Origin of the sequence: Pseudoalteromonas sp. SR41-4, from assembly GCF_014163985.1 — a bacterium.
Classification (GTDB): domain Bacteria; phylum Pseudomonadota; class Gammaproteobacteria; order Enterobacterales; family Alteromonadaceae; genus Pseudoalteromonas; species Pseudoalteromonas rhizosphaerae.
Genome location: NZ_JACJEI010000020.1, coordinates 56918 through 80226 on the forward strand (window position 1 = coordinate 56918; position 23309 = coordinate 80226).

Annotated in this window: 16 protein-coding genes and 5 tRNA genes; 7 read left to right on the forward strand and 14 right to left on the reverse strand. The window is 39.3% G+C overall.

The features are described from left to right. Positions 1–45 precede the first annotated feature (45 nt). From H5180_RS15645 to H5180_RS15695, 11 genes are all read right to left on the reverse strand, one after another. Entirely contained in the window at positions 46–963 is a 918-nt protein-coding gene (locus H5180_RS15645) for a tetratricopeptide repeat protein (RefSeq protein ID WP_182758567.1), read from the reverse strand. Positions 964–1202: 239 nt separating this feature from the next. Continuing rightward, the gene (locus H5180_RS15650; protein WP_182732438.1) at positions 1203–1340 is read right to left on the reverse strand and encodes a hypothetical protein; all 138 of its coding nucleotides are present in this window, start codon (positions 1338–1340) and stop codon (positions 1203–1205) included. 173 nt (positions 1341–1513) lie between these two features. Further along, the gene (locus H5180_RS15655; RefSeq protein WP_145237527.1) at positions 1514–2866 is read right to left on the reverse strand and encodes a magnesium transporter; all 1353 of its coding nucleotides are present in this window, start codon (positions 2864–2866) and stop codon (positions 1514–1516) included. 114 nt (positions 2867–2980) lie between these two features. Next, entirely contained in the window at positions 2981–6064 is a 3084-nt protein-coding gene (locus H5180_RS15660; RefSeq protein WP_182758569.1) for an efflux RND transporter permease subunit, read from the reverse strand. Then, positions 6061–7362 carry an efflux RND transporter periplasmic adaptor subunit gene (locus H5180_RS15665; RefSeq protein ID WP_182758571.1) on the reverse strand — a complete coding sequence of 434 codons (1302 nt, stop codon included), beginning with the start codon at positions 7360–7362 and terminating at the stop codon, positions 6061–6063. Before H5180_RS15665 ends, H5180_RS15660 begins: the two co-directional genes overlap by 4 nt. A gap of 2 nt (positions 7363–7364) precedes the next feature. Further along, positions 7365–8765, reverse strand: coding sequence for an efflux transporter outer membrane subunit (locus H5180_RS15670; protein ID WP_182758573.1), 1401 nt, complete (start codon positions 8763–8765; stop codon positions 7365–7367). A 506-nt stretch (positions 8766–9271) separates the two neighbouring features. Next, a tRNA-Phe gene (locus H5180_RS15675) sits at positions 9272–9347 on the reverse strand. Between the two features lie 133 nt (positions 9348–9480). Continuing rightward, positions 9481–9556, reverse strand: a tRNA-Thr gene (locus H5180_RS15680). A gap of 58 nt (positions 9557–9614) precedes the next feature. Further along, positions 9615–9690 (reverse strand) — tRNA-Phe (locus H5180_RS15685). A gap of 50 nt (positions 9691–9740) precedes the next feature. Next, positions 9741–9816 (reverse strand) — tRNA-Thr (locus tag H5180_RS15690). 72 nt (positions 9817–9888) lie between these two features. Further along, a tRNA-Phe gene (locus tag H5180_RS15695) sits at positions 9889–9964 on the reverse strand. 513 nt (positions 9965–10477) lie between these two features. Here H5180_RS15695 and H5180_RS15700 point away from each other — a divergent pair. After that, on the forward strand, positions 10478–13249 hold the full coding sequence (locus H5180_RS15700; RefSeq protein WP_182758575.1) for a hybrid sensor histidine kinase/response regulator: 2772 nt from the start codon (positions 10478–10480) through the stop codon (positions 13247–13249). A gap of 49 nt (positions 13250–13298) precedes the next feature. Here the strand turns inward: H5180_RS15700 and H5180_RS15705 are convergent, their stop codons facing one another. Together H5180_RS15705 and mutY are read right to left on the reverse strand one after the other, a co-directional pair. After that, positions 13299–13571, reverse strand: a complete 273-nt coding sequence (locus H5180_RS15705; protein WP_145237543.1) for an oxidative damage protection protein — start codon at positions 13569–13571, stop codon at positions 13299–13301. A 30-nt stretch (positions 13572–13601) separates the two neighbouring features. Beyond that, entirely contained in the window at positions 13602–14669 is a 1068-nt protein-coding gene (gene mutY, locus H5180_RS15710; RefSeq protein WP_220493125.1) for an A/G-specific adenine glycosylase, read from the reverse strand. A 166-nt stretch (positions 14670–14835) separates the two neighbouring features. Here mutY and trmB point away from each other — a divergent pair, with 166 nt between their 5' ends. The 5 genes from trmB (at position 14836) to arcA (ending at position 19739) form a co-directional block, all read left to right on the forward strand. Continuing rightward, positions 14836–15561 carry a tRNA (guanosine(46)-N7)-methyltransferase TrmB gene (gene trmB / locus H5180_RS15715; protein ID WP_145237549.1) on the forward strand — a complete coding sequence of 242 codons (726 nt, stop codon included), beginning with the start codon at positions 14836–14838 and terminating at the stop codon, positions 15559–15561. Between the two features lie 33 nt (positions 15562–15594). After that, positions 15595–16620, forward strand: a complete 1026-nt coding sequence (gene rsmC, locus H5180_RS15720) for a 16S rRNA (guanine(1207)-N(2))-methyltransferase RsmC (protein ID WP_145237552.1) — start codon at positions 15595–15597, stop codon at positions 16618–16620. 147 nt (positions 16621–16767) lie between these two features. Then, positions 16768–18393 (forward strand): sensor histidine kinase, encoded by a 1626-nt coding sequence (locus H5180_RS15725; RefSeq protein ID WP_145237555.1) that lies wholly within the window; start codon positions 16768–16770, stop codon positions 18391–18393. Further along, complete coding sequence (locus H5180_RS15730) at positions 18390–18914, forward strand: YfiR family protein (protein WP_182758577.1); 525 nt, start codon at positions 18390–18392, stop codon at positions 18912–18914. Before H5180_RS15725 ends, H5180_RS15730 begins: the two co-directional genes overlap by 4 nt. 108 nt (positions 18915–19022) lie before the next feature. Next, entirely contained in the window at positions 19023–19739 is a 717-nt protein-coding gene (arcA, locus tag H5180_RS15735; RefSeq protein WP_016709833.1) for a two-component system response regulator ArcA, read from the forward strand. 27 nt (positions 19740–19766) lie between these two features. Here the strand turns inward: arcA and arcB are convergent, their stop codons facing one another. After that, on the reverse strand, positions 19767–22091 hold the full coding sequence (gene arcB, locus H5180_RS15740; RefSeq protein ID WP_145237561.1) for an aerobic respiration two-component sensor histidine kinase ArcB: 2325 nt from the start codon (positions 22089–22091) through the stop codon (positions 19767–19769). 213 nt (positions 22092–22304) lie between these two features. On the opposite strand from arcB, the gene folE2 reads away from it, so the two are divergent. Next, positions 22305–23225 (forward strand): GTP cyclohydrolase FolE2, encoded by a 921-nt coding sequence (gene folE2 / locus H5180_RS15745; RefSeq protein WP_182732442.1) that lies wholly within the window; start codon positions 22305–22307, stop codon positions 23223–23225. Positions 23226–23309 lie beyond the last annotated feature (84 nt).

Below are 23309 nucleotides of genomic sequence, written 5' to 3' on the forward strand. Positions count from 1 at the left end.
CATATAAATATGGGCCGTCTTATCGGGGATGTATAGTTACAATCGCTACAAAGTTAAGGCTGTAGCTAATTGCTTATAGACTATTTTATGGTTACGATTTAAATCACTCTCTTTAACTGTTTTAAACCACTTAGTAGCCTGCTGATTATCTTTTGCTTGCCAGCATATTTCTGCCAACCTTAATGTATGCGCAGCTTTTGCAATATCATCACTACCTTCTACCATATAACTCAACGAATCTACATAGTACTTAATAGCAAGGTCATACTGTCCGAGCAATTGATATGTGCGCGCTAAATTCCCCTGTGCCACAATAATTTTGCCTTGATGCTGGGTTGGTAGTATCCAATCAAGCGCTTTTTTTCTGCTCTCTCTGGCATTTTCTAAATCGCCATAAGCGTGATAAATATTTGCTTTATTAGACTGTAACTCAAAATTAAAAATTGGATCTTTACTCTTGCCAAACTTTCGTTCGGTTTTGAGCAGCATCTGAAAAGCGGATTCCTTATTACCAAAAACATACTGCAAATTAGCTAACTCGAGCATTCGCATTGGATCTGCAAACGCATCGTACATCAACTTTATATCTGTAAATGCCTTATTTGCATAGATTTTTGCACGCTCATCATCGTGATAAAAATGCAAAGCTTTGGCATAGTAAAAATAAGCTTGGACTTTAAATACTTCAGGTAAATCATCTCGTTCTGCGAATGGTTCAACAATGATTTTTAAGGTTTCATAATCATTTTTATCGTAGTAATAATCAAATAAGTAAGACTTGGTTTTATACCACCGAGTTGAATGTAGCTCTGATTGCTCTATACGTTCATTAATATAAACTAAGCAGTCTTTCTCTGGCTGTTGTAAGCAGAATTGTTCGTGATCACTAAAGTGTTCAGACGCATTAGTTAGCGTAGAAAAAATACAGATAAAAATAGCGATTGTTAAGTGATTTTTTATCATAAAGTTTAAGCAAACGCTTAATGCTGTAAAGTATATACATAGATTAAAACATATTTGCATAAAATTATTAACAAATATTGTGCGCTAGCAGATCATGGCGTGCTAGGAGTGGAGGTAAAAAACTGGCTTGGCAATTACAAAAGTATTTTATAATTGCCTAAGCATTTGAAAAGTATAATTATAACCTTTACTGATAGTGCAGAATAACTGATCACACAGCAATATTTTCGTATGCTAAATTAAGCTGCTTTTTTCAGCGCTTTTTTAAGCTTACCTATTTTGGATTTTTGTTTTGCGACTTTATCTTTACGAGCGCTGATTTCTTTTTTAATCGATTTTACTTCTTTACTGATTGCTTTAGCTGGTTTCTTTGACATTGAGTATTTCCTTTTTAATTATGTAACTCGCTATTGCGAGAGCTGTACTTTATGATAAAAAAGAACCAGATGATACGCGCCAACCAGTTCTTCACTAAAAATTCATACAACAGAAATAAAACTGAAATTAATCAAATGCCTGTAAAAGCTATCATACTTCCTACACTAAAATACTAAAGTAGTAATAAACTACCTAACCCTAAGAAAGTGACAAAGCCAACGATATCGGTCACTGTTGTCAAGATTACTGAACCTGACAGTGCGGGATCGATTTTCATTTTATCTAAAATAGAAGGGATCACCACGCCAGACAAAGAGGCTGCAATTAAATTAAACAAAATAGCCACTGTAATGGTAATACTGAGCATTACATCACTAAACCAAAAATAGGTAAGCACACCAATTACCATAGCCCACACACAGCCATTTACGGCACCTACCCTAAGCTCTTTTTTAAGTAGCGCCTTACGGTTTGAGTCAGTCACCTGACCAAGCGCTAAACCGCGCACGATTACGGTTAACGTTTGGCTCCCTGCTATACCGCCCATTGACGCAACTACCGGCATTAATACTGCCAATGCAACCACTTGCTCAATGGTTGCGCCAAATAAGCCAATAAACCAGGATGCTAAAAATGCGGTTGCTAAATTAATGCCTAACCAAATACCACGGTTCTTCGCACTTTTTCGTACGCTGGCAAATAGATCTTCGTCTTCACGTAAACCACCCGCTTTTGCCGCTGCTTCATCGGTGACCTCTTGGCGTAATTCGTAAGCTGAGGTAACTTTTAATCGCCCCAGTAACTTATTATCGACATTGACAACGGGCATTGCCATTTTTTCACTGTGGATCACCACTTCAGCTGCTTCGTATAAATCATCGTCGGCATGCAGTGAAGTTATATCGTGATCAGCAAAACTTAATAAGGTGTCTGAGTCCTTAGCTTTAAATAACGTGTTAACCGATACCTCACCAATTAGCGTGCCTTTGCGGCTCACTAAATAAATAACCTCGGTATATTGCGGTAAGCCTTTTTGCAGGATTTTTCGTGCGCCACCGACCGTTAGTTTGTCTGAAACCTTAAGTGAATCAAAATCAAGCCAGTGACCAAGTTGCTCTGGCAGATACTGCTGCGCTAATTCATATTGCTTGGTTTGTACTTCATCAAGTTGACGGCGAGCGTATTCAACAAAGCGCTCAGGGATCACTTCTTCAAGTTCAAGTAACTCAGCAACGCTTACTTCATCAAGTAATTTAAAACCGTCATCTTCATCGAGTGTTTGTAATAACCAACGACAGCTATCGGCGCCTAAATTAATGAATATTTCATGCTGGGTGTCTTCATCTAATAACTGCCAAATATCTATACGCTGATCTTTTGGTAAGGCTTCAAATAATAACGATAAATGTTCTGTCGAAAGTATTTCTTTGGCGTCAGCTAACAGCTTATTTTTACGCTCTGTGGTATCACATTGTAAAAGCTCATCAATAAGCTGTGGGAGTTGATCAATCGGGTATTCAATCATGTTGAAGCCTTTGAATTTAACTACTTTGTGTTTAGTTTACCTCAGCTTGAAAAAATAGTTTGAGAAATTTTCGTAACAATACCCACAGCTCAAAAAGCTGCGGGTATTTATTATTTACTTAAACCAGCTTTGTGCTCGCTCCATCAGCAAGTAATTAACTGGTACTAGCAACAAGGTAATAAAGGTCGCAAAAATAATCCCAAAGCCTAAACTTACAGCCATTGGGATTAAAAATTGCGCTTGAGTGGCTTTTTCAAACAACAACGGCATTAAGCCTATAAAGGTGGTTAAACTGGTTAACATTACAGGGCGAAAACGTGACGCGCCAGCCAGTTTTACCGCTTCCAGTAATTCGCCGCCTTCACTGCGTTTTTTATTTATAAAATCAACTAATACTAGCGAGTCATTAACCACTACACCGATCAGGGCCAACATCCCAAGTAGGCTCATAATGGTTAATTCCATTCCCATAATCCAGTGTCCTACCACGGCGCCTATCATACCAAACGGGATCACACTCATGACGATCAGCGGCTGTAAGTAAGATTTAAACGGAATAGCTAATAACGCATAGATAATGAAAAATACAAATACCAACGCCCAAGCAAGCGAGCCGAACGATTCACGTTGTTCTTTCGCCTCACCTTCAAGAGAGTGACTAACGCCAGGATATTGCTGCACCAACTCATCAAGGTAAATTTTTAAATCGGCTTGCAGCACTGTCATATTGGTGTTTTCTTTTTCGATATCTGCCGTAACATTCAGAGTCCGATAGCGGTCGATACGATTAATCGTTGAAGGACTTTGCCCAGACACTAGTTTAGCTACATGTGATAACGGTACTGTGCCACCGGTTGGGGTGTTAATAAGGATATCTTTTAAGTCAGCCACCGAGCGACGTTCATCAAGAGGTAAACGCACCATAACTCTGACGTCATCACGACCACGTTGAATACGCTGTGCTTGAGCACCAAAAAACGAGTTACGTACTTGCTGTGATACATCAACCCGATTTAAACCCAGTGCTAAGCCTTGCTCTGTTAGCTCAATTTGCAGCTCTTCTTTACCATCAGACATGCTATCAGCAATATCAAATACTGTTGGGTAAGTCGCCAAACGCGCTTTGACCTGCTCAGCCACTTCTTGCAAGGTTGATAGCGAGGTTGCTGTAAGCTGGACATCAATTGGATCTGAACTGCGACCGATTTCAGCCCTAAAAGTTAAGCTTTCAGCGCCAGGGATCACACCTATTAAATCGCGCCATTCACTGGCAAGCTCCCGCGAGCCTATATTAGAGTCACGTTTTTCAGCAGGGGTGATTTCAAAGCGTACACTCCCTGAGTTTGATGCACCACCACGACCACCCGTGGTGGCTAAAATGTTTAGAATAACACTTTCGCCTGTATTTTCATCACGGTACTTATCTTGTAATTGACGTGCTTTATCCGACATATCAATCACGTATTTATTAGTCACTTCAAATGGAGTACCTGTCGGTAATGTTAAGCTAACACGCACCGTTTCGCTCGGAATACGAGGGAAGAAAATAAACTTAGTCCACCCACTGGTAACCATAGTTAAAATAATTAAAAAGATCCCCACAAACAAGCTTACCGTGGCTAGCTTATGGCGTAAGGCCAAGTTTAATAACGGTTGATAATACTTTAAAATTGCATGCTCAAAACCATCAGCAAAACGCTGTTGAAATTTATCAAACTTAGATGGTTCGCCTTTTTGATGGCGTAACTTTATATATTTTAGGTGCGCAGGTAATACAAATTTAGATTCAATCAGTGAGAATAATAATACCGGGATCACAACTACAGGGATCTGTGCAAACAGAGCGCCACGACTACCTTCTATAAATGCTAACGGTAAAAATGCCGCAACCGTGGTTAAAACACCAAAAGTCACAGGGGTAGCAACTTCTTGGGTGCCACGAATAGCTGCCTGCTCGCCAGATTCAGCGGTTTTTAAATGGGTATAAACGTTCTCACCGGTAACGATTGCATCATCAACCACAATCCCTAGCACTAAGATGAAGCCAAACAAGCTCATAATATTTAGCGTTACCCCAAACAATGGCATGGCTAAAAATGCGCCCATAAATGATACTGGAATACCAATGAATACCCAAAAAGCGATGGCGGGACGTAAAAATAGCGTCAATAACGCCAGTACCAAAATACCACCTTGTAAAGCATTGGTGGTGAGTGTGGCAATACGACTTTTAACCAGCTCTGAATCATCATCCCAGTAACTTAAATCAAACCCTTGTGGTAATTTACTTTGCTGGCCTTCAATATATTCTTTTACTTCATCGGCTACTGTTATGGCACTTTGTGGACCAATACGATATACATCGATAAAGGCCGCTTGCTTACCATTAAACCGAGTCCGCACTGGGGTTTCTTCAAAGTCATCGCGGATAGTAGCAATATCACCTAGACGAATAATAGTACCATCTCTTTGATTTTTAACTGCAATGCGAGCAAACTCGTCTTTGCGATATGCTTGCCCTTTAGAGCGAATAAGTACATCTCCCCCTTGGGTTTTTAAATTCCCCGCTGAAATATCAGTACTTGAGTTTGATATCGCCCGTGAAATATCACTTAAGCTCAAACTGTATTGACGCAATGTATCTTGGCTTACTTCAATTGCTAATTCGTAATCACGCACACCACTGAGTTCAACTTGAGTAACACTGGGTAAGCGCAGTAATTGGTCGCGCACTTGCTCTGCATATTCACGGGTTTCTTTTTCACCGTAGTCACTGGCAACGGTAACCGCAATAACCTCACGTTTACGCTCAGCTAAGGCAACAACTGGCTTTTCAGCATCTGCTGGGAAGGTATTAATTGCATCGACTCGGCTTTTTATATCGGCCAATAACTCTCGAGGATCGTAACCGCTGTCGACCTCAATACTCACTGACGCTGACCCCTCAGATGAGCGACTCGATATTTGTTTGATGCCTTCTAAATCTTGTACTGCCTCTTCAATGCGAATGGTCACCCCTTGCTCTACATCTTCAGGAGTTGAGCCTCGCAAGGAAACACTGACGCTAATACGATCGGTTTCAAAAGACGGGAAAACTTCTAAAGGAATTTGCGTGGTAAGGCTAAATAAACCCGCAAAAACAATGCTGATCAGCAATAAATTAGCTGCAACATGGTTTTTAGTAAACCAAGCTATCATGGCTTATCTCCTTGCGAGCGAGCAGCTTTACGCTTTTGCATCAGCTCTTCAACAGTGATCCCTTGTTTTTTAGCCATCGCTGCTAACTGTTCACGTGACGGTCTTTTGCCAGTAGGCTGACTGCCCTCTTTATCAGCTTCACCAATAACTTTAACAGCAGTACCTGAACTAACTTGACCAAGTGGTGTAAGCACTAACTTATCACCCATGTTCAAACCATCGGCAATAATTGCTTGCGTGGCATTTTGCCACGCTAAGCGGATATTTTTACGCTGTAATACACCTTGATCAACAATATATACATAAGTACCTTGGTAAATAGCACTGTTTGGAATAACCAAGACATCAGCGACTAATTTGCCACTGATCTGCGCTTTAATATATTGACCAATCTTAATTGGGTATTGGTTTTGAGCAGTTGCTTTGTAAGGATCATTGATTTGGGCAACAACATAAAGCTGCTGAGCATTTTCATCGATGGCCCCTTCAGTTCTGGCAACTTGTCCTTGCCACTTTTGCATACCAACTAGGTCAGAGCTAAATTCGACAGTTGAGCCATTGGCATTTTTCATACCATCTCGAAATTGCTCTGGCAAATCAATAAAAGGTAAGTCTTTGTTTTTAATTGGCAACCGTATTTCAACACTATCTATGGCGTAAATAGTTGCCAATTGTGTATTGTTACTCACCACTTGACCAAGATCCACACTGCGACTTAATACTCGCCCTGCATAAGGGGCTGTTATCTTTGTGCGCTCTAAGTTTAAATTCGCTTTTTCAAGTATTGCTTGTGCTGAAAGTACTTGCGCTTGAGCTGCGGCTAGTTGCGGTTCTCGCAGTACTAAATTACTTGCCTGCTCACCATTACCTAAACGCTGCCAATCGATAATAGCCTGACGACTACGTGCTTGTTCTTCTTGAAAGCCTTGCTGCGCAGTGAGTAAATTAGCTTGCGCTTCTTTCACTTCAGCGCGGTGATCTCTGTCATCAAGCTGTAAGAGTACATCGCCTTTTTCAAAAAAGCCCCCCTCTCTAAATTGCTCACTGCTGGCGATGATCTGTCCTGAAGCTTGAGCGACCAAGATACTTTGAGTGCGCGGCTTTACAGTACCAAAACTGTCAACCATCACTTGATACGGCTGTAACTGTAAAGTTTGCACCGCCACACTTATTTGCGCTTTAGGTGGTGAGCCAAAACGCTTTGCTTCTGGTGGGTTTGAGCTAATAAACATTACTAACAAGGCAGTAGCTGCGATTATAGCCGCAGGGATAATAATTTTGGTTTGTTTAATATTCATAATTATTGCTCAGTTGACTCGTTGGTTGGCTGTGAAAAATCGCCACCAAGGGCAATATGGAGATTAATTCGGTTAATAATTAATTGGTTCTTAATTTCAATGACAGAGCTTTGTGCGTCAAAGGACCTATCTTGCGCATCGAGTACCGTAGTGTAAGTTACTAAGCCACTTTGATATTGCTCAAAAGAAAGTTGCTCTGCTGCAATGGCATTTTCTTGTGCCTTAAGTGTAGCTAAGTAGCGAATTTGCAAAGATTGCTCTTGCGAAATAGCTGTTTCCACCTCATTAAATGCATCATATAGACTGGCTAAATATACTTGCTCCTGACGTAACACAGCTAAACGGGCAGCTTCTTCATCAGCACTTAGCCTACCAGCATCAAAAAGTGGCGAAGAAATACTACCCACTAATGACCATGCTAAGTTTGATGGTGAAAATAAATCACTGACACGATCAGCACTGTCACCTAACGTAGCGCTCAGATTTAAACTTGGAAAACGCTGCTTGTGAGCATAAGCTAAATTAGCATCAGTACTTAATAATTGATACCAGCTCGCCATTAAACTTGGTTTACGTGTGATAAGCTCTGACGGTAAACCTAAAGGGATAGATTTATTTAATAGAGGTAAGTCAGCCTCAACACTTAAAGCACCGCGCGGGTAGTCGCCAGTTAAACGCTCTAAAGCGCGAATTGCTTGACTGAGAGTGGCTTTTTGACCAGCAATACGTGAACGCTCATTGTTTAACTCATTACGCGTTAAATAAACATCTAAGGCATCATTTATACCTTGACGATAACCCGACTCAATAATTGCTAGGTTCTGCTCTGCGTTTTTTTCTCGTTGCTGGTACAGCGCCAATAATTTTTGCGCCGTTATTACATTAAACCAACCACTGACCACATCACCTACTAAGCGTTGTTTTGCTTGTTGAAAATTTGCCTGCTGCGCTAGAAAATCAAGGTTTGCCTGGCGCTGCGCATCAGAAAGCTTGCCCCATAAATCAACTTCATAATTAAGTGTTAAATTTGCTGAACTGACATTGCTATAACTAACTGGACGATTGTTTTTACTGCGATTAGTTCGCGCAGATAAATCTAAACTCGGCCAAAGAGCCGCGCCCGACGCAATTAATTGCTGCTGTTTAATTGCAACATCATACCCAGATTGTAAAATCTCTTGGTTACTTGCTAATGCTTGTTCAACCAATGCAAATACCTGTGGGTTTTCTAATTGTTGAAGCCAATTATCTTCAACCTTAAATGCTGACGCCTTTGCTTGTTGCCATTGCTCAGGAGCATTTGCTGTATGTTGCACTCGTTCAGTTGGATTTAGCTGATTGCTGCATGCACTGAGCAGCAAGGCACTGACTAACACTAAACTCGGCTTAAGTTGCCAAATCATATAAAAACCTGAATTACTTATATTTATGAGTGTAATTCAAGCACCAGTTCACAGATAGCTCAACTGACTTTACATAACATTACAAATATCACAATAAAGAGTCGTTTTTGAGGATTGAGTTTGCCAATTTATATTTACTAGTGGGAAATGCAAGCCGGTGTTTACGTTTAGAAAGTCAAGCTTGCCTTAATACCAATCGTTTTAAGTTACTGACCATTTGATAACAAGGCATAAATTTTGACATCTAGTTGTTCTGCATGAAAAATTTATAACACAGTTAGCGCTTTGTTTAGCTCGCTAGAATAGTTAAATATTTAAGTCGATTGGTATAAATTATAAGAGCGCTAGTTTGCACGTTATTTATAAAAGGCGCGAGTTTTTGAGATTACAAATTAAAGAATGGTATTGTACAAGAGTCAGAATTGACGCTGTTTTTCTTCGTAAACTGCTAGCTTAGTTTATTTCAGATACAAAAAAGCCCTGCAAATGCAGGGCTTTGATATAAATGGTGCCTCGACCCGGAATCGAACCAGGGACACGAGGATTTTCAATCCTCTGCTCTACCAACTGAGCTATCGAGGCACATAAACTGTGCAAATTAATTGTTAAATTAAACACTTAATCTAAATAAATGGTCCGACTAACCGAGTCGAACTGATAACCTGAACGAATTACTGATTACAAGTCAGTTGCTCTTTCAAATTATCTAAATAAATGGTGCCGACTAACCGAGTCGAACGGTTGACCTACTGATTACAAGTCAGTTGCTCTACCAGCTGAGCTAAGTCGGCACACTAAACTGTGTGCTAAGGCACGTTTCAATTTTAAAGATTGATAACTTTTAATAAATGGTGCCTCGACCCGGAATCGAACCAGGGACACGAGGATTTTCAATCCTCTGCTCTACCAACTGAGCTATCGAGGCACATTAACTGTGCAGATTAGTTGTTAAATTAAACACTTAATCTAAATAAATGGTGCCGACTAACCGAGTCGAACGGTTGACCTACTGATTACAAGTCAGTTGCTCTACCAGCTGAGCTAAGTCGGCACACTAAACTGTGTGCTAAGGCACGCGTAATAATGTTTTAATCATTTGATTTAAACACCACTACTTAAATAATGGTGCCCAGAGGCGGAATCGAACCACCGACACGAGGATTTTCAATCCTCTGCTCTACCGACTGAGCTATCTGGGCAATTTCAGTATTAATAAAAAATCACAAGGGATTTTCAATGCAATTCCCACTTAGCTCTACTGACTTAGCTATCTGGGCGATTTCAGTTTTAATAAAAAATCACAAAGGATTTTCAATACAATCCCCACTTAGCTCTACTGACTGAGCTATCTGGGCAATTTCAGTTTTAATAAAAAATTATAAAGTGTTTTTATACACTTTCCGCTTAGCTCTACTGACTGAGCTATCTGCGTGTGCGGCGTATTAAACTGGTTTTGCCCTTTCAAGTCAACTTTTTTTTTATTCTTTATAACTGTTTGCACGGTTTTTCAACAAACTGTTTAATAAACGTAAAAAACGCTGTTTATTACAACAGCTGTTTGTAGTTTAACGTAACTTTCTATTAATTTAGGCTCCTTGTAAACAACAGCACTAAAAACGTAGTGAATTATTTCTGGTAAATGGTAGGATTGATTTCCAGTACACAAGCGACTGTTTAGATTGCGGTTGATAATAGATTAAGTTGGATAATAAATGCAGAGTAAATTTTCTTCTCCTGTAAAAGGGCTGTTACCTCTTTTTATACTAATAAACTTAGCCGTAACAGCACTCGCTGTGGTTGCTTATTCTTTTTACCCTAGTAACACTGAAGACTCAAAAGCACCACCAATTTCACTAAGCTTAATAACGTTAGCTGAGCAATTAGACACACCTTTGGTTAATGCATTGACTCGAACAGGACAAGATAATGCCACTCAACTACTAAATTTAAGCGCTTCGCTAAATAATCAATTTGATTACTACTTATATAGATATACACCTACTGCTCAAACACAATTGGTTTTTGCCAGTAATAAACCAGCAATTGCACCGCTAAAACTTGATCAACATTTAGCTGAGCAAGGTATTATCCATCATCAATTAAATTTAAATGATCAACCCGTTGGTGAATTAATCATTAAACAAAAAATCACTGCCCCCCCTCTACTGCCAAATTATTCCATCGTGCTTGCATTGGCTATTGCAGGAGTTGCTGGAGTAAGTTTATTTTTACTAGCGCTGTTTTTTAACGTTTATCTTAATACGCGGATCCGCAAAAGTAGTGACACTCTTGCACATGAATTAGAGAGCATCACTAAATCTGGCAGTTACAATACACATATCGACGAACAATTAGATATCGGCCTTGGCGTTGTAGCTAAAAATATCAATCAACTATTACAGCAAGTACAAGATGCTATCAATAGTAATGACGTAGCCCAAAAAGATTTGCAAAAACTGCAAAGCAGTCTGGAAACTGAAGTGCAAAACCGCACTTTAGCGCTTGAAAAAGCGAGCCATAGAGCTGAGCAAGCTAGCGAAGCCAAAACCACGTTTTTAGCAACTATGAGCCATGAAATACGCACCCCAATGAATGGCGTTATTGGCACCATTGATTTACTAAGACAAACAGATCTCAATGGCGCTCAGCATCGCCTAAGTACAATTATTCGTGAATCAGCCTTTTCACTATTGGGGATTCTGGATGATATTTTAGATTTTTCGAAAATTGAAGCGGGTAAACTAAATATCGACCCAACTCCTTTTTCGGTCTCGGATACTATTGAGGAAGTTGCCAGAGTATTATCATCGGTTGCAAAAAAACGTCAGCTTGATTTAGAGCTAGCTATAGCACCTGATATACCAGTTAATTTAATTGGTGATACTGTTCGCGTTCGCCAAGTACTTTATAACTTATGTAGTAATGCAATTAAATTTACTAGCACCGATGAAAATCGTCTAGGTCAGGTACGCATTGCTGTAGAAGTGGCACAAAATACTGCTGACCATTTTACTCTGCGTTTTAGCGTCAGCGACAATGGTAAAGGTATGAGCCAAGCTCAACTGCGTGAAATATTCAATCCATTTATTCAAGCTGAAGGATCAATTACCCGTGAGTACGGTGGCACAGGCCTAGGTTTATCTATTTGTAAAAGTTTAACCGAGTTAATGTTAGGGTCCATTAGTGTTACCAGCGATATAGGTATTGGTAGTGACTTTGTGGTGGAATTGCCATTTAGTACTGAAAACACCATAAAGTATGCCCATAAAGGTGCGTTGAAAGATCATTCTGTAATACTCATCACTGAGCATCAAAGCAGAAAACAAACGCTTTCTCGTTATTTATCATTTATGGGGGCAAACACAATTACGGCGCAAACGGTGCAAGAAATTGAACAATCTCAAGATAACCCTGGCGTTATCTGGTTGCTTGATGGGATCGATTCAATGGATAGCATTAATTACTTATTACGCCGTTTACTGTACACCCTTGAAGATAATAACCAACAGGTGATCGTACTTAGTAAATTAGATGAAGCCGCAATAAATCATAAAAACATCTTCTATCTCAATGCGTCACCATTGTGTAAGTCAAACTTTATGATGTCGTTATTGGTTGCTGCGGGGCTGCATACACCAAAACAAGTTAAACCTGTTAAAACCCTTAATAATTATTTAAATATTGAACAAGCACGTGAAGAAAACAAACTCGTGCTACTTGTTGAAGACAATGTTTTGAATCAACAAGTACTTACCGATCAACTACATTTACTTGGGTTTGGCGTTGAAGTTGCTGATAACGGCGAGCAAGGTTTAAAAATGTGGCAAAGCGGCCGTTACCCGTTAATTTTAACTGATTTACATATGCCTAAAATGTCAGGTTACGACATGGTTGAAAAAATTCGCGACGAAGCTGCACAACTTGAAGACATCAACGCTCAGCCTTATGTTATTGCAATAACAGCAAATGCCTTAAAGGGTGAAAAAGAACGCTGTTTAAATGCTGGCATTAACGATTTCATTACTAAACCAGTTGAATTAAATACGCTAGAGGCAACTCTTAATAGTTGGAGTGAAAGCAAGCAAGGACCGATTACGGCTTCTCCTAATAAGCCGTCAGCACCAATTAACTTTGAAATGCTCGCTAAATACATAAACAATGATGAAGCAAAGCAGTTACGATTCTTTAAAATGTACTTAGAGCAAAGCCATACGTTAGCTAAAGACATTAACACAGGGGTAATGACCAGTGATAAAGAAATAATAATTGCAGCTTGCCACCAACTTAAATCTATATCAAAAACAATTGGCGCAGAAAAAGTAGCTGAGCTAGCTGCTGACTTTGAAGATAACTGTAAAGAACAAGACTTAACCAGTGATCAACTAATTGAACTGCGTGACAATTTAGAGATTGAGTACTCCCGTGTTGCGCAGTTTTTAAAAGAACAAGTTAGTAATGCCCAAGAGCAAGATGATCTGATTTAATTCAAGCAGTAAAAAAGGGCTTATTGCCCTTTTTATTCGCATGTGAAAATTATTTTTCTGGCGGACGGTAGCCTTCGATTTCTACATCTTTATCTTCGAACAAAAAGCCAACCATTTGCTCTTCTAGAAAAGTACGATGCTCTGGGTCCATCATATTTAAATGTTTTTCATTGATCAGCATTGTTTGCTTGTGCTGCCACTGTGCAAATGCTTCTTTAGAAATATTATTAAAAATCCTTTCACCCAACTCACCAGGGTAAAGTTGGAAACCAAGCCCTTCGGCTTCTTTTTGTAACTTTTGACAAAATACAGTGCGTGCCATGATTGCTCTCTTGTGCTCTTAGAAACGATATCAGTTAGTGTAAACTATTGTAGCAATTTGTTTAACTAGCTTTTTAGTTGGGGCGGCTAAACCAACCTCTATTGACTGGTCCAACGGGTACCAAACTAGTTGTCGCTCATTCACCACATCAGGCACTTTATGCAAAGTGAGTACATGCGGATTAATAGTTAATTCAAAGTGCGAAAATATATGCGTAAAAGGCTCAATTGGCACAGTTGTAACAGCAAGCCCTTGCTGCGCTAAAAAAGTATCTAACTGAGATTTTTGCTCAAATTCAAAAAAACTAAATAAACCGCCCCATATTCCTGAGTTAGGCCTTTTTTCCATCAATACTTGATCATTACATTGAATAATTAATTGATGGCACACTTTCTTTGGCACTGCTTTTTTAGGTTTTGAATGAGGGAACTGTTTTACCTGCTCAGTCTTATACGCTCCACAACGCGAACGCAACGGGCAAGGTTGGCAGTCAAACTTGCTACGTGAGCAAAGGCTTGCTCCTAAATCCATCATTGCTTGGTTAAACTCAGTCACTTGTTTTGCTGGAGTTAACTGCTCTGATAGTTGCCATAATTGGTTTTCAACTTTTTTGACTCCGTACCAACCTTCAATCATAAAAAATCTGGCAAGCACACGTTTTACATTACCATCTAATATAGGATGATGTTGGCCAAGAGAAAGCGATAAAACAGCTCCTGCAGTCGAGCGCCCAATACCTGGCAAAGCGACAACCTCGTCTAACGTTGTTGGAAACTCACCTTTGTATTGATCTCGAATTATCTTTGCGGTTTTATGTAAATTGCGAGCTCGAGCATAATAGCCCAATCCGGTCCAGTGATGCAGCACGTGATCTTCATCTGCATTTGCTAAAGCGATAATATCTGGAAAACTTTGCATAAACTTTTCAAAGTAAGGAATAACTGTGACTACCTGAGTTTGTTGCAACATCACCTCAGACACCCACACCTTGTAAGGTGTTTTATTTAATTGCCAAGGTAAGGTTTTACGCCCATGTAATTCATACCAATCGACTACTTGCTGAGAAAACCAGCTTGCTTCACTGTTGTTTAACTTCAAAATAATTACTTTTTAAACCCGACTCTTAATGGCGCTCAGTCTATTGCAGTGAGTTAAAATATCAAGTTATAAACATACACAAAAGATAAGGCCTTGTGATCAACGCCGTGGTCAGGGATAATACGCCACCATTTTAAGACATGTTGTTTTCATCAGGCCAAAATATATGAGTGATTCAAGTAACGATAACCTTGAGCAAGCGATGCAAGAAGGTAAATATATTCGTACCATTCGCAGTTTTGTTAAGCGCGAAGGTCGTTTAACCAAAGGACAAGCTGCGGCAATTGAAAAATGCTGGCCAACCATGGGGCTTGAACATCAACAAGGCATGCTTGATCTAGCCCAAGTATTTGGTAATGACAACGACGTTGTTTTAGAAATTGGTTTTGGCATGGGTAAATCATTGGTCGAAATGGCCAAGAGCGCACCACACCTTAACTTTATTGGTATTGAAGTACACCGCCCAGGTGTTGGCGCATGTTTAATGGATGCTGATGAAGCAGGCATTACAAACTTACGTATTTTTGAGCATGACGCTGTTGAAGTATTTGCTGATTGTATTGCAGAGGGCAGCATTACTACGGTGCAACTATTCTTCCCTGACCCATGGCATAAAAAACGCCACCATAAGCGTCGTATTGTGCAACCTGCATTTGTAGAGAGCTTGCGTAGCAAATTAAAAATTGGCGGTGTATTCCATATGGCAACAGATTGGGAAAACTACGCTGAACATATGCTTGAAGTAATGCAAGCAGCGGAGCATTTTAAAAACCAATCTGAGACTAACGATTATGTACCACGTCCTGATTTACGTCCCTTGACGAAATTTGAGCAACGCGGCCATCGTTTAGGTCATGGCGTTTGGGATTTAATGTTCGAGCGTATTAGCTAAATTAATCAAAACAACTTTAAGGCAAAGCCATTTATGAGCGCATTAACTAATCCAAGTTCACTTTTACTACGCAATAGTGCAAACCTAATGGCGGACTCTATTTTAGTAGTTAATTTTGTGCAAGATGGCTTTTTGTCACAACTGCGCCAGTTAAATCCAAACAGCAAGATCAGCGCTTTTAGTTACAACCATGCTAATGGTGAGTTTGCTAAAAATATCAACAGTATTGATGTTTGTGTTAGCCATGAGATAGCCGGTCAACACTTTGACCTCGTTATTTATTATTACCCAAAAGCAAAACCTGAAGCATTGATGACGTTGGACAATATTCGCGCGGTTATCAACCCAGACGCTGAGTTACTGGTGGTTGGTGAAAATAAAAGTGGTGTGAAATCGATTGAAAAGCAATTTAGTAGCCACTGTGAATACAGCAATAAAATCGATAGTGCCCGCCATTGTGCTTTGTATTTATTCACCGAGATAAAAACCTTAGCTGAGTTTGTTATTACTCGTTACCATAAGCAATTTAATGTTGATGTTGCTGGCGTTAGTTTTAATGCCATCAGCGTACCTGGTGTATTTAATCACGGTGAACTTGATGGCGGTACTAAAATACTGTTAGAGAATGCACCTGTAATTAAATCTGGCAATGTACTGGATTTTGGCTGTGGCGCGGGTCTTATTGCGACCTTCTTAGGTTTAAAAAATCCAGCTTTGAATTTTACCTGTACGGATGTTAGTGCTCTTGCAGCTTATGCAACCACGCAAACATTGGCACTTAACGGTGTTAACGGTAGCGCTTTACTGAGTGATGGGTTAGCAAATGTAACTGGAAAATTTGAGCTTATTATTTCAAATCCACCATTTCATACCGGTATTGCCACTGATTATACTGTTGCTGAACAGTTTTTAAGTGGTGCTAAACAGCACTTGACTAAGCAAGGCAAGTTAACCATTGTTGCAAACTGCTTCTTGAAATACCCGCCAATTCTAGAAGCTCAGTTCGGTAGTTATCAAGTAGTACACAAAACCAATAAGTTTTCAGTGTATAGCAGTTAATTGCTGCTATAACCTCACAAACGCTGCCAAATAATATAAATGGCAGCTTTTCAACAAAGTTATTATATTTTTTAGTCACTTTGATAGGTCTTTGCTAGACTTACAGCAACTAGATAAAAATTAAATAACTTGGCCTTCATTACAATAATGTCTAAATCAACATCGCCAACAAGTATTCGCAAAGCACTGATAAGCGCAGTCATGCTTGTTACTGCCTTGTGTTTATCGTTATCTATTTCTATTTCAACCTACCTAGATGTCAAAGAGCAAAAGCAATTAATCGTCAACAAGCTCAATATTCTCGCTGAAATAATCGCTTTTAATGCACAAGTAAGTGTACTGTTTGATGATAGGAAAACCGAAGAGCAACGCCTTAAATCTTTCGAAAAAATTCCACTCATTAAAAACATACATATTTATGCAATCGACGAAATATCAAATAAAGCAGTATTTTTTACCAGTTTCAATGCACGAAAAACCCCACCAGTGCCACTTCGAGTTGATAGTATTGAGCAACTTCAAGAACCTAGAATCACTGAAGACTACATAGAGCTAATCAAACCAATTACTTACGAAGGTGATATTAAGGGTTATGTGTATATTCGTGGTGGCTTAGAGCGCCTTAACGCCTATATTAACCAAAAAATTCTTATTGATATCCTTTTAACGCTATTCGTTTTAATACTGGTTTATTTTGTCGCAAAACGAATTCAAAAGCGTATTGCCGACCCCATTGACCAATTAAGTACGTTGCTGCAAGATGTTTCGAAAAATCATAATTATAGCGCCCGAGCTCCGAAAACTAATATTACCGAAGTCAATATGCTTTCGAATAGTTTAAATATCATGCTAACTCGCACACAAAATCAAATAGAGCGTCATAAGAATGATAAGCAAGAAATTAAACAGTTAAACCAAAGCCTAGAAGAAAAAGTAAATCAACGTACAATCGCACTCCGAGAGGCAAATCAAGAGTTGCTAACAACCCTTGAGCGAATGCATCAATACCAAAACCAAATTGTTGAAAGTGAAAAAATGGCCTCTTTAGGGCAGATGGTTGCAGGTGTTGCACATGAAGTAAATACACCGATTGGTTTAGGGATCACTGGTTCTACCCTGCTTCGCGATAAACTGGCAGAAATAAGTCTAGGGTTTGAGCAAAAAACCTTAACCTCAAACCAATTGAAGCGCTTTATCGACAATGGCATAGAAAACTTAGACCTTATCTATCGAAATTTAAATCGTGCTGCGGAACTGGTATCCAGCTTTAAAAAAGTAGCAGTAAACCAAGATGGTGAGCTTAATTCGCTGATCAATATGCATGATCTTATAACTAACGTAATGCTTTCTATGCGTACTGAACTAGAGATCAAGGCTCCTAAAATCGTTATTCATTGTTCTGAACAATTGATGATCGAAAGTAAAGCGGGTCCCCTACAACAGGTATTACAGCAATTATTAAGTAACTCGATAATCCACGGCTTTAAAGATAATAAAAATAACGAAATAGAAGTCACAGTGGAACGTAACGAAAGTAGCTTGATCATCAACTATTACGATAATGGTATCGGAGTTGATAAAAGCGTTAAAAAACGCATTTTTGATCCCTTTGTTACCACTAAGCGCGGCGAAGGTGGCAGTGGTTTAGGTATGCATTTAGTTTACAATTTAGTCACACAAGCCTTAGGAGGCAGTGTTTACTTTGATGATCAAAATATAGAAGGTACGCGCTTTATAATTACCTTGCCATTAACAGAGGCAAGTAAAGTATGAGATTAACAGGTTTATTACTGGCTCTGATGCTGCTGTTTCCTACCTTTTTACAGGCCAAATCCCCTGAACAAGTCAAATCGGCGTTCCTATTTCAGATTGCAAAATTCGTCGAGTTCCCTAAAGTTAACAATAAACAGGCTGTGACTTTTTGTTTTTATGACGTTGAACATGGGATTGGTGAGCTATTAAAGGATAATTCGAATCTTAAAATTAACGATATACCGATTGAAACCTTATTAATTAATAAAAAACAGCAAATTTCTGAACTTTCTCGCTTTTGTGATATCACATACATTGATGAAACAATGGAAGATGATATAATTCCACTTTGGATCGATACCATTTCATTAAGTACCTTAACAGTTGGTGAGAGTATCAGTTTTTTAGAAAAAGGAGGCGTTGTCTCTTTGGTCCAAGAAGGGAATAAAATCCGACTGTATATCAATAAGCAGCAGTTGTTGCGCAGCAGTTTTAAAGTGCAATCTCGGTTATTAGCTGTTTCTAAATTTCATCCGAATTGATTTTACTTGTTAACAATTGGATATACTCCTATAATCACTAGTATTCGGTTTTATAATACAATACCGAATTAATTGTAAATAAAATATTCCGAAAAAGGTTAATTAATAATGCAAACGCCAGTCATTCTGATTGTAGAGGATGAAGACGTAACTCGACTAAACCTCGTTAGTTTATTTGAAGCTGAAGGTTACAAAGTTATTGAAGCCATTGATGGCGATGACATGCATGACAAGCTTACAAATAATGATGATGTGAACCTTGTAGTTATGGACATCAACCTGCCAGGCAAAAACGGGCTAATACTAGCGCGTGAATTACGTCAAAAGCGTAACGTTGGACTTATTTTCCTAACCGGTCGTGATAATGATGTAGACCGTATTTTAGGCCTAGAAATTGGCGCGGACGACTATATTACTAAGCCGTTCAATCCTCGTGAATTAACTATTCGTGCTCGTAACTTGCTTTCTCGTACTGCCCTTGGTGGTGAAGAATCAAGCCTTGAAACAAATGGTGTGATCACATTCAATGGCTGGGAACTTGACGAAAATAGTCGCTGTTTAACATCGCCAAATGGTGATGCCAAACGTTTACCTAAAGGTGAATACAGAGCACTGCGTCTAATGCTTGACTCTCCGGGCCGTATTTTCAGTCGTGAGCAACTAATCAAGCATATGACTGGTCGTGAGTTACGTGCGAATGACCGTACCGTTGATGTAACGATCCGTCGTATCAGAAAGCATTTTGAAAGTGATAACAGCACATCTGAGCTTATCAGCACCATCCATGGTGAAGGTTATCGTTTCATTGGTAAAATTGATAGTTAATATCTGTTTTACCAAGTAATGACAGCATTAACGTTCTAATTGCTGTAAGAATAAATGAAGGGCATGTTGCCCTTCATTTATTTTATCTGCCAATATTACTAACCAAGTCTTTAATACTTCATCACTTTCTTCAATAGAACCATGCTCCATGGTCTTAGCGTGTAACTGTACATCATTTAAACCAACTGAACCTGCAGCACCTTTAAGCTTATGTGCTACAGACTTATACTCTTCACGGTCACCGGCTGCTAATGACGTTGCTAACTCTTGCTGATACTGTGGATTTAGCTTTTCAAATAAACTGCTGCTGCGCTTAAATGTTACTATGCCCATCGAATTAACAAAATCTTCAATGGTTTCAACATCAAGTAACTCTACATTGATATTTTCACTGGCTTCTTTGCTAACCGTCAGGCGTGTTTCATCAGACTGTTGTAGATGTTTAATATCAAATAGTTCAGCCAGCATTTTATCAAGCTTCGTGGTATTGATAGGTTTAGCTAATGCGCCTTGAATTGAGATCCCTTGCAACTCTTCTTCGGCGCTACGCACATTAGCCGTAAGCGCGACAATAGGTAACTTATCAAAATGGCTATCGGCACGGATCTGTCTTGCTACTTCATCGCCATTAATATCTGGCAGTTGCATATCTAGCAGTACTAAATCCAGATCATCCTCAGTTTCAACAAACGACAATGCATCTTCACCGGTTTCAGCCCAGATAACTTCATGACCACGTTGCTCAAGTAAGTTAGTGGCGATTTCAGCATTAAGCGGCACATCTTCAACTAGCAAGATATTCAAACTACGGCCAACATAACTTTGTTCAGCCGGAGCGATACAAAGCGCCAGCGGTATTTCAACCACAAAACAGCTGCCCTCTCCTTCGGTACTGCTTACATGTAATTGTCCTTTCATTGCTGTAACCAAAGCCTTGGTGACCGCTAAACCAATACCTGATCCTATCGCATTAGTACCATTTAAATCCGGCGCTTTATAATACATATCAAAAATACGATGTAATTGCTCTTGTGGAATACCTTGCCCGGTATCTGTTACTTTCATGACTAACCACGCGCCATCCGCACGATTTTCCCGAGCACACGCTAATTGAACTTTACCTTTTTGGGTAAATTTAACCGCATTATTTATTAAGTTCCATACCACTTGGCGTAATCGGGTCGGATCTAGCTGCGCATAAATATCCAGCATGCCTTTGCGCTTAATTTCAAACTCTAAGTCTTTTTGCTCAGCGATCAATCCTGCAAAGTTAACCACATCATTAATAAAATCAGAGACGTTTATTGAGTCGGTAACAATATCGAGTTGTTCGCGATCTATCTTATCTAAATCTATAATATCATTAAAAATATTTCCTAATGTTTCAGCACTAGAAAATACGGTGTTACACCAACTACGTTGCTGCTTATCCAAGTCGGTGTCTAGTAACATACGGGTTAAACCCACAATACCATTGAGTGGAGTTCGTAATTCATGACTTAGGGTGGCAATAAATTTCCCTTTGTCTTTATAAGCGGTTTCAAGTGCTTGAGCTGCTTCTTTGCGGCTGGTGATATCACGCCCAAATGCTAATAAGCCAATGTAATCACCGTCATCATTAATAAATGGGAGCTTGCGCATTTCAAACCAACGGTTTTCATTGCCTACAGGGTATTCAACATCAAGCGTTAAAGCGGCGTGAGTTTTTTCGACTTTGTTATCAGTTAGTAATACTTCCGGTAAGAATTGCGTTGGGTAAATCTCCTCTGCAGTTTTACCTATTAACTCGTCACTTGATTTCCCCATAACCTCTTCAAACATTTTATTACAGCCGGCAAAAACACCATTGTTATCACGGTAATAAAATAAATCAGGGGATGAATCAACAATAGAGCGCAGTAACATGCCTTGTTGAGCAAGCTCTTGCTGGGTTTTTTTACGTTCAACTATTTCTCGCCTGAGTTCTTCGATTGCACGGTGCTTGGCATGAAATGCCATTTTACGTTCATCTATCTCTACATTTAAGCGATTGATATTATCTTTTAAAGTTTGATTTAATAATTTTTCTTGCTTAGTGGCACTATCTAAATACGCATAGGAAGCATCTAACTGGCGGATTGAATTGATCAACACACTGATAATAATGGGCGACACTACTGCAGTAAAAAATATCACGGCAAGCACATCGACAAGCATCACCTCGCCTACTGCAACATAATAAAACATACACGATAATATTAATGCCAGTACTAATAGTAAGACATAACAAATAGTTGCGGTTTTGAATTCACCAAATCGAGTAATTAAACTAGAAAGTATTCGAGCCCATGGACTCAAAGAGGAATCGATCATATATAAATCTGTCTCTTAGCTATACATATAAGTATATAAAAAATCAGCTGACTACACAGCTATAAAAAAACGACTAGTGTTAGGATTTTAGCACTTTTGCATTAACTATTTTCATGTTCCGCGACGAAAACAGAAAATTTTCATCTACCACGTATTTTTTATTTATTTCGTGTAAAATATTGCGCTTTACAATTGCCAATAACGAGATTTTCCATGCAAAGCAACATGCCCGATATAGCAGATACGGCTCCCGCCTTACAAACAGGTAAATTAGACTGGGTTGGTATGGCTGATATTGAACTGCCTTTTTTATTTGAATCTCGTGATCTTGCGCCTATTAATGTCAACGCTAAAGCTCGTGCTTTTGTTAATCTTCACAAAGAAGACGCAAAAGGTATTCATATGTCGCGGTTATTTTTAGCGCTCGATACCCTGTCAACTGAGCAACACGTTAACCCGCAAACTATTGCACAAGCGCTCGATAGCTTTATCTCTAGTCACACTGGATTAAGCGACCAAGCTAAAATTGAATTTAAGTTTGAACTACCGCTGCGCAGAAAATCACTCCTTAGCGGCAAAGCGGGTTGGAAAAGCTACCCGTTGACCATAGTGGCAAAAATTGACCGCGGTGTACTTAGTTTTGAATTAAGCCTTGATGTAACTTACTCATCAACTTGCCCATGCTCAGCGGCATTAGCTCGCCAACTTATTCAACAAGCCTTTGTTGAAAAGTTTCAGCAGCATACTCTTAGCCATGAAGAAGTGGTCAACTGGCTTGGCAGTACCGATGGCATAATCGCCACACCGCATTCTCAACGCTCTATTGCCAATGTAAAAGTCAAACTAGATAGTAGCATCCGTGAGTTTGATATTTTAAGCTTGATCAATACTCTTGAAGATGAGCTTAAAACCCCTGTACAAGCGGCAGTTAAGCGTGAAGATGAGCAAGAATTCGCCCGTTTAAATGGTCAAAATCTGATGTTTTGTGAAGATGCTGCGCGTAAAATCAAAGCCGTGTTAGAAGATGCACAATACGCCGATTACTGGTTACAAATAAACCATTATGAATCTCTGCATGCCCATGATGCTGTAGCGATTGCAGTAAAAGGAATTGCTGGCGGATACCAGCCATAACTTAGCTGTTATAAAGTGTAACTTCATTACAACTGGGCACGTAAATTGCTAAGTAATTTATAGTGTCAATTTGTTGTTGTGGAG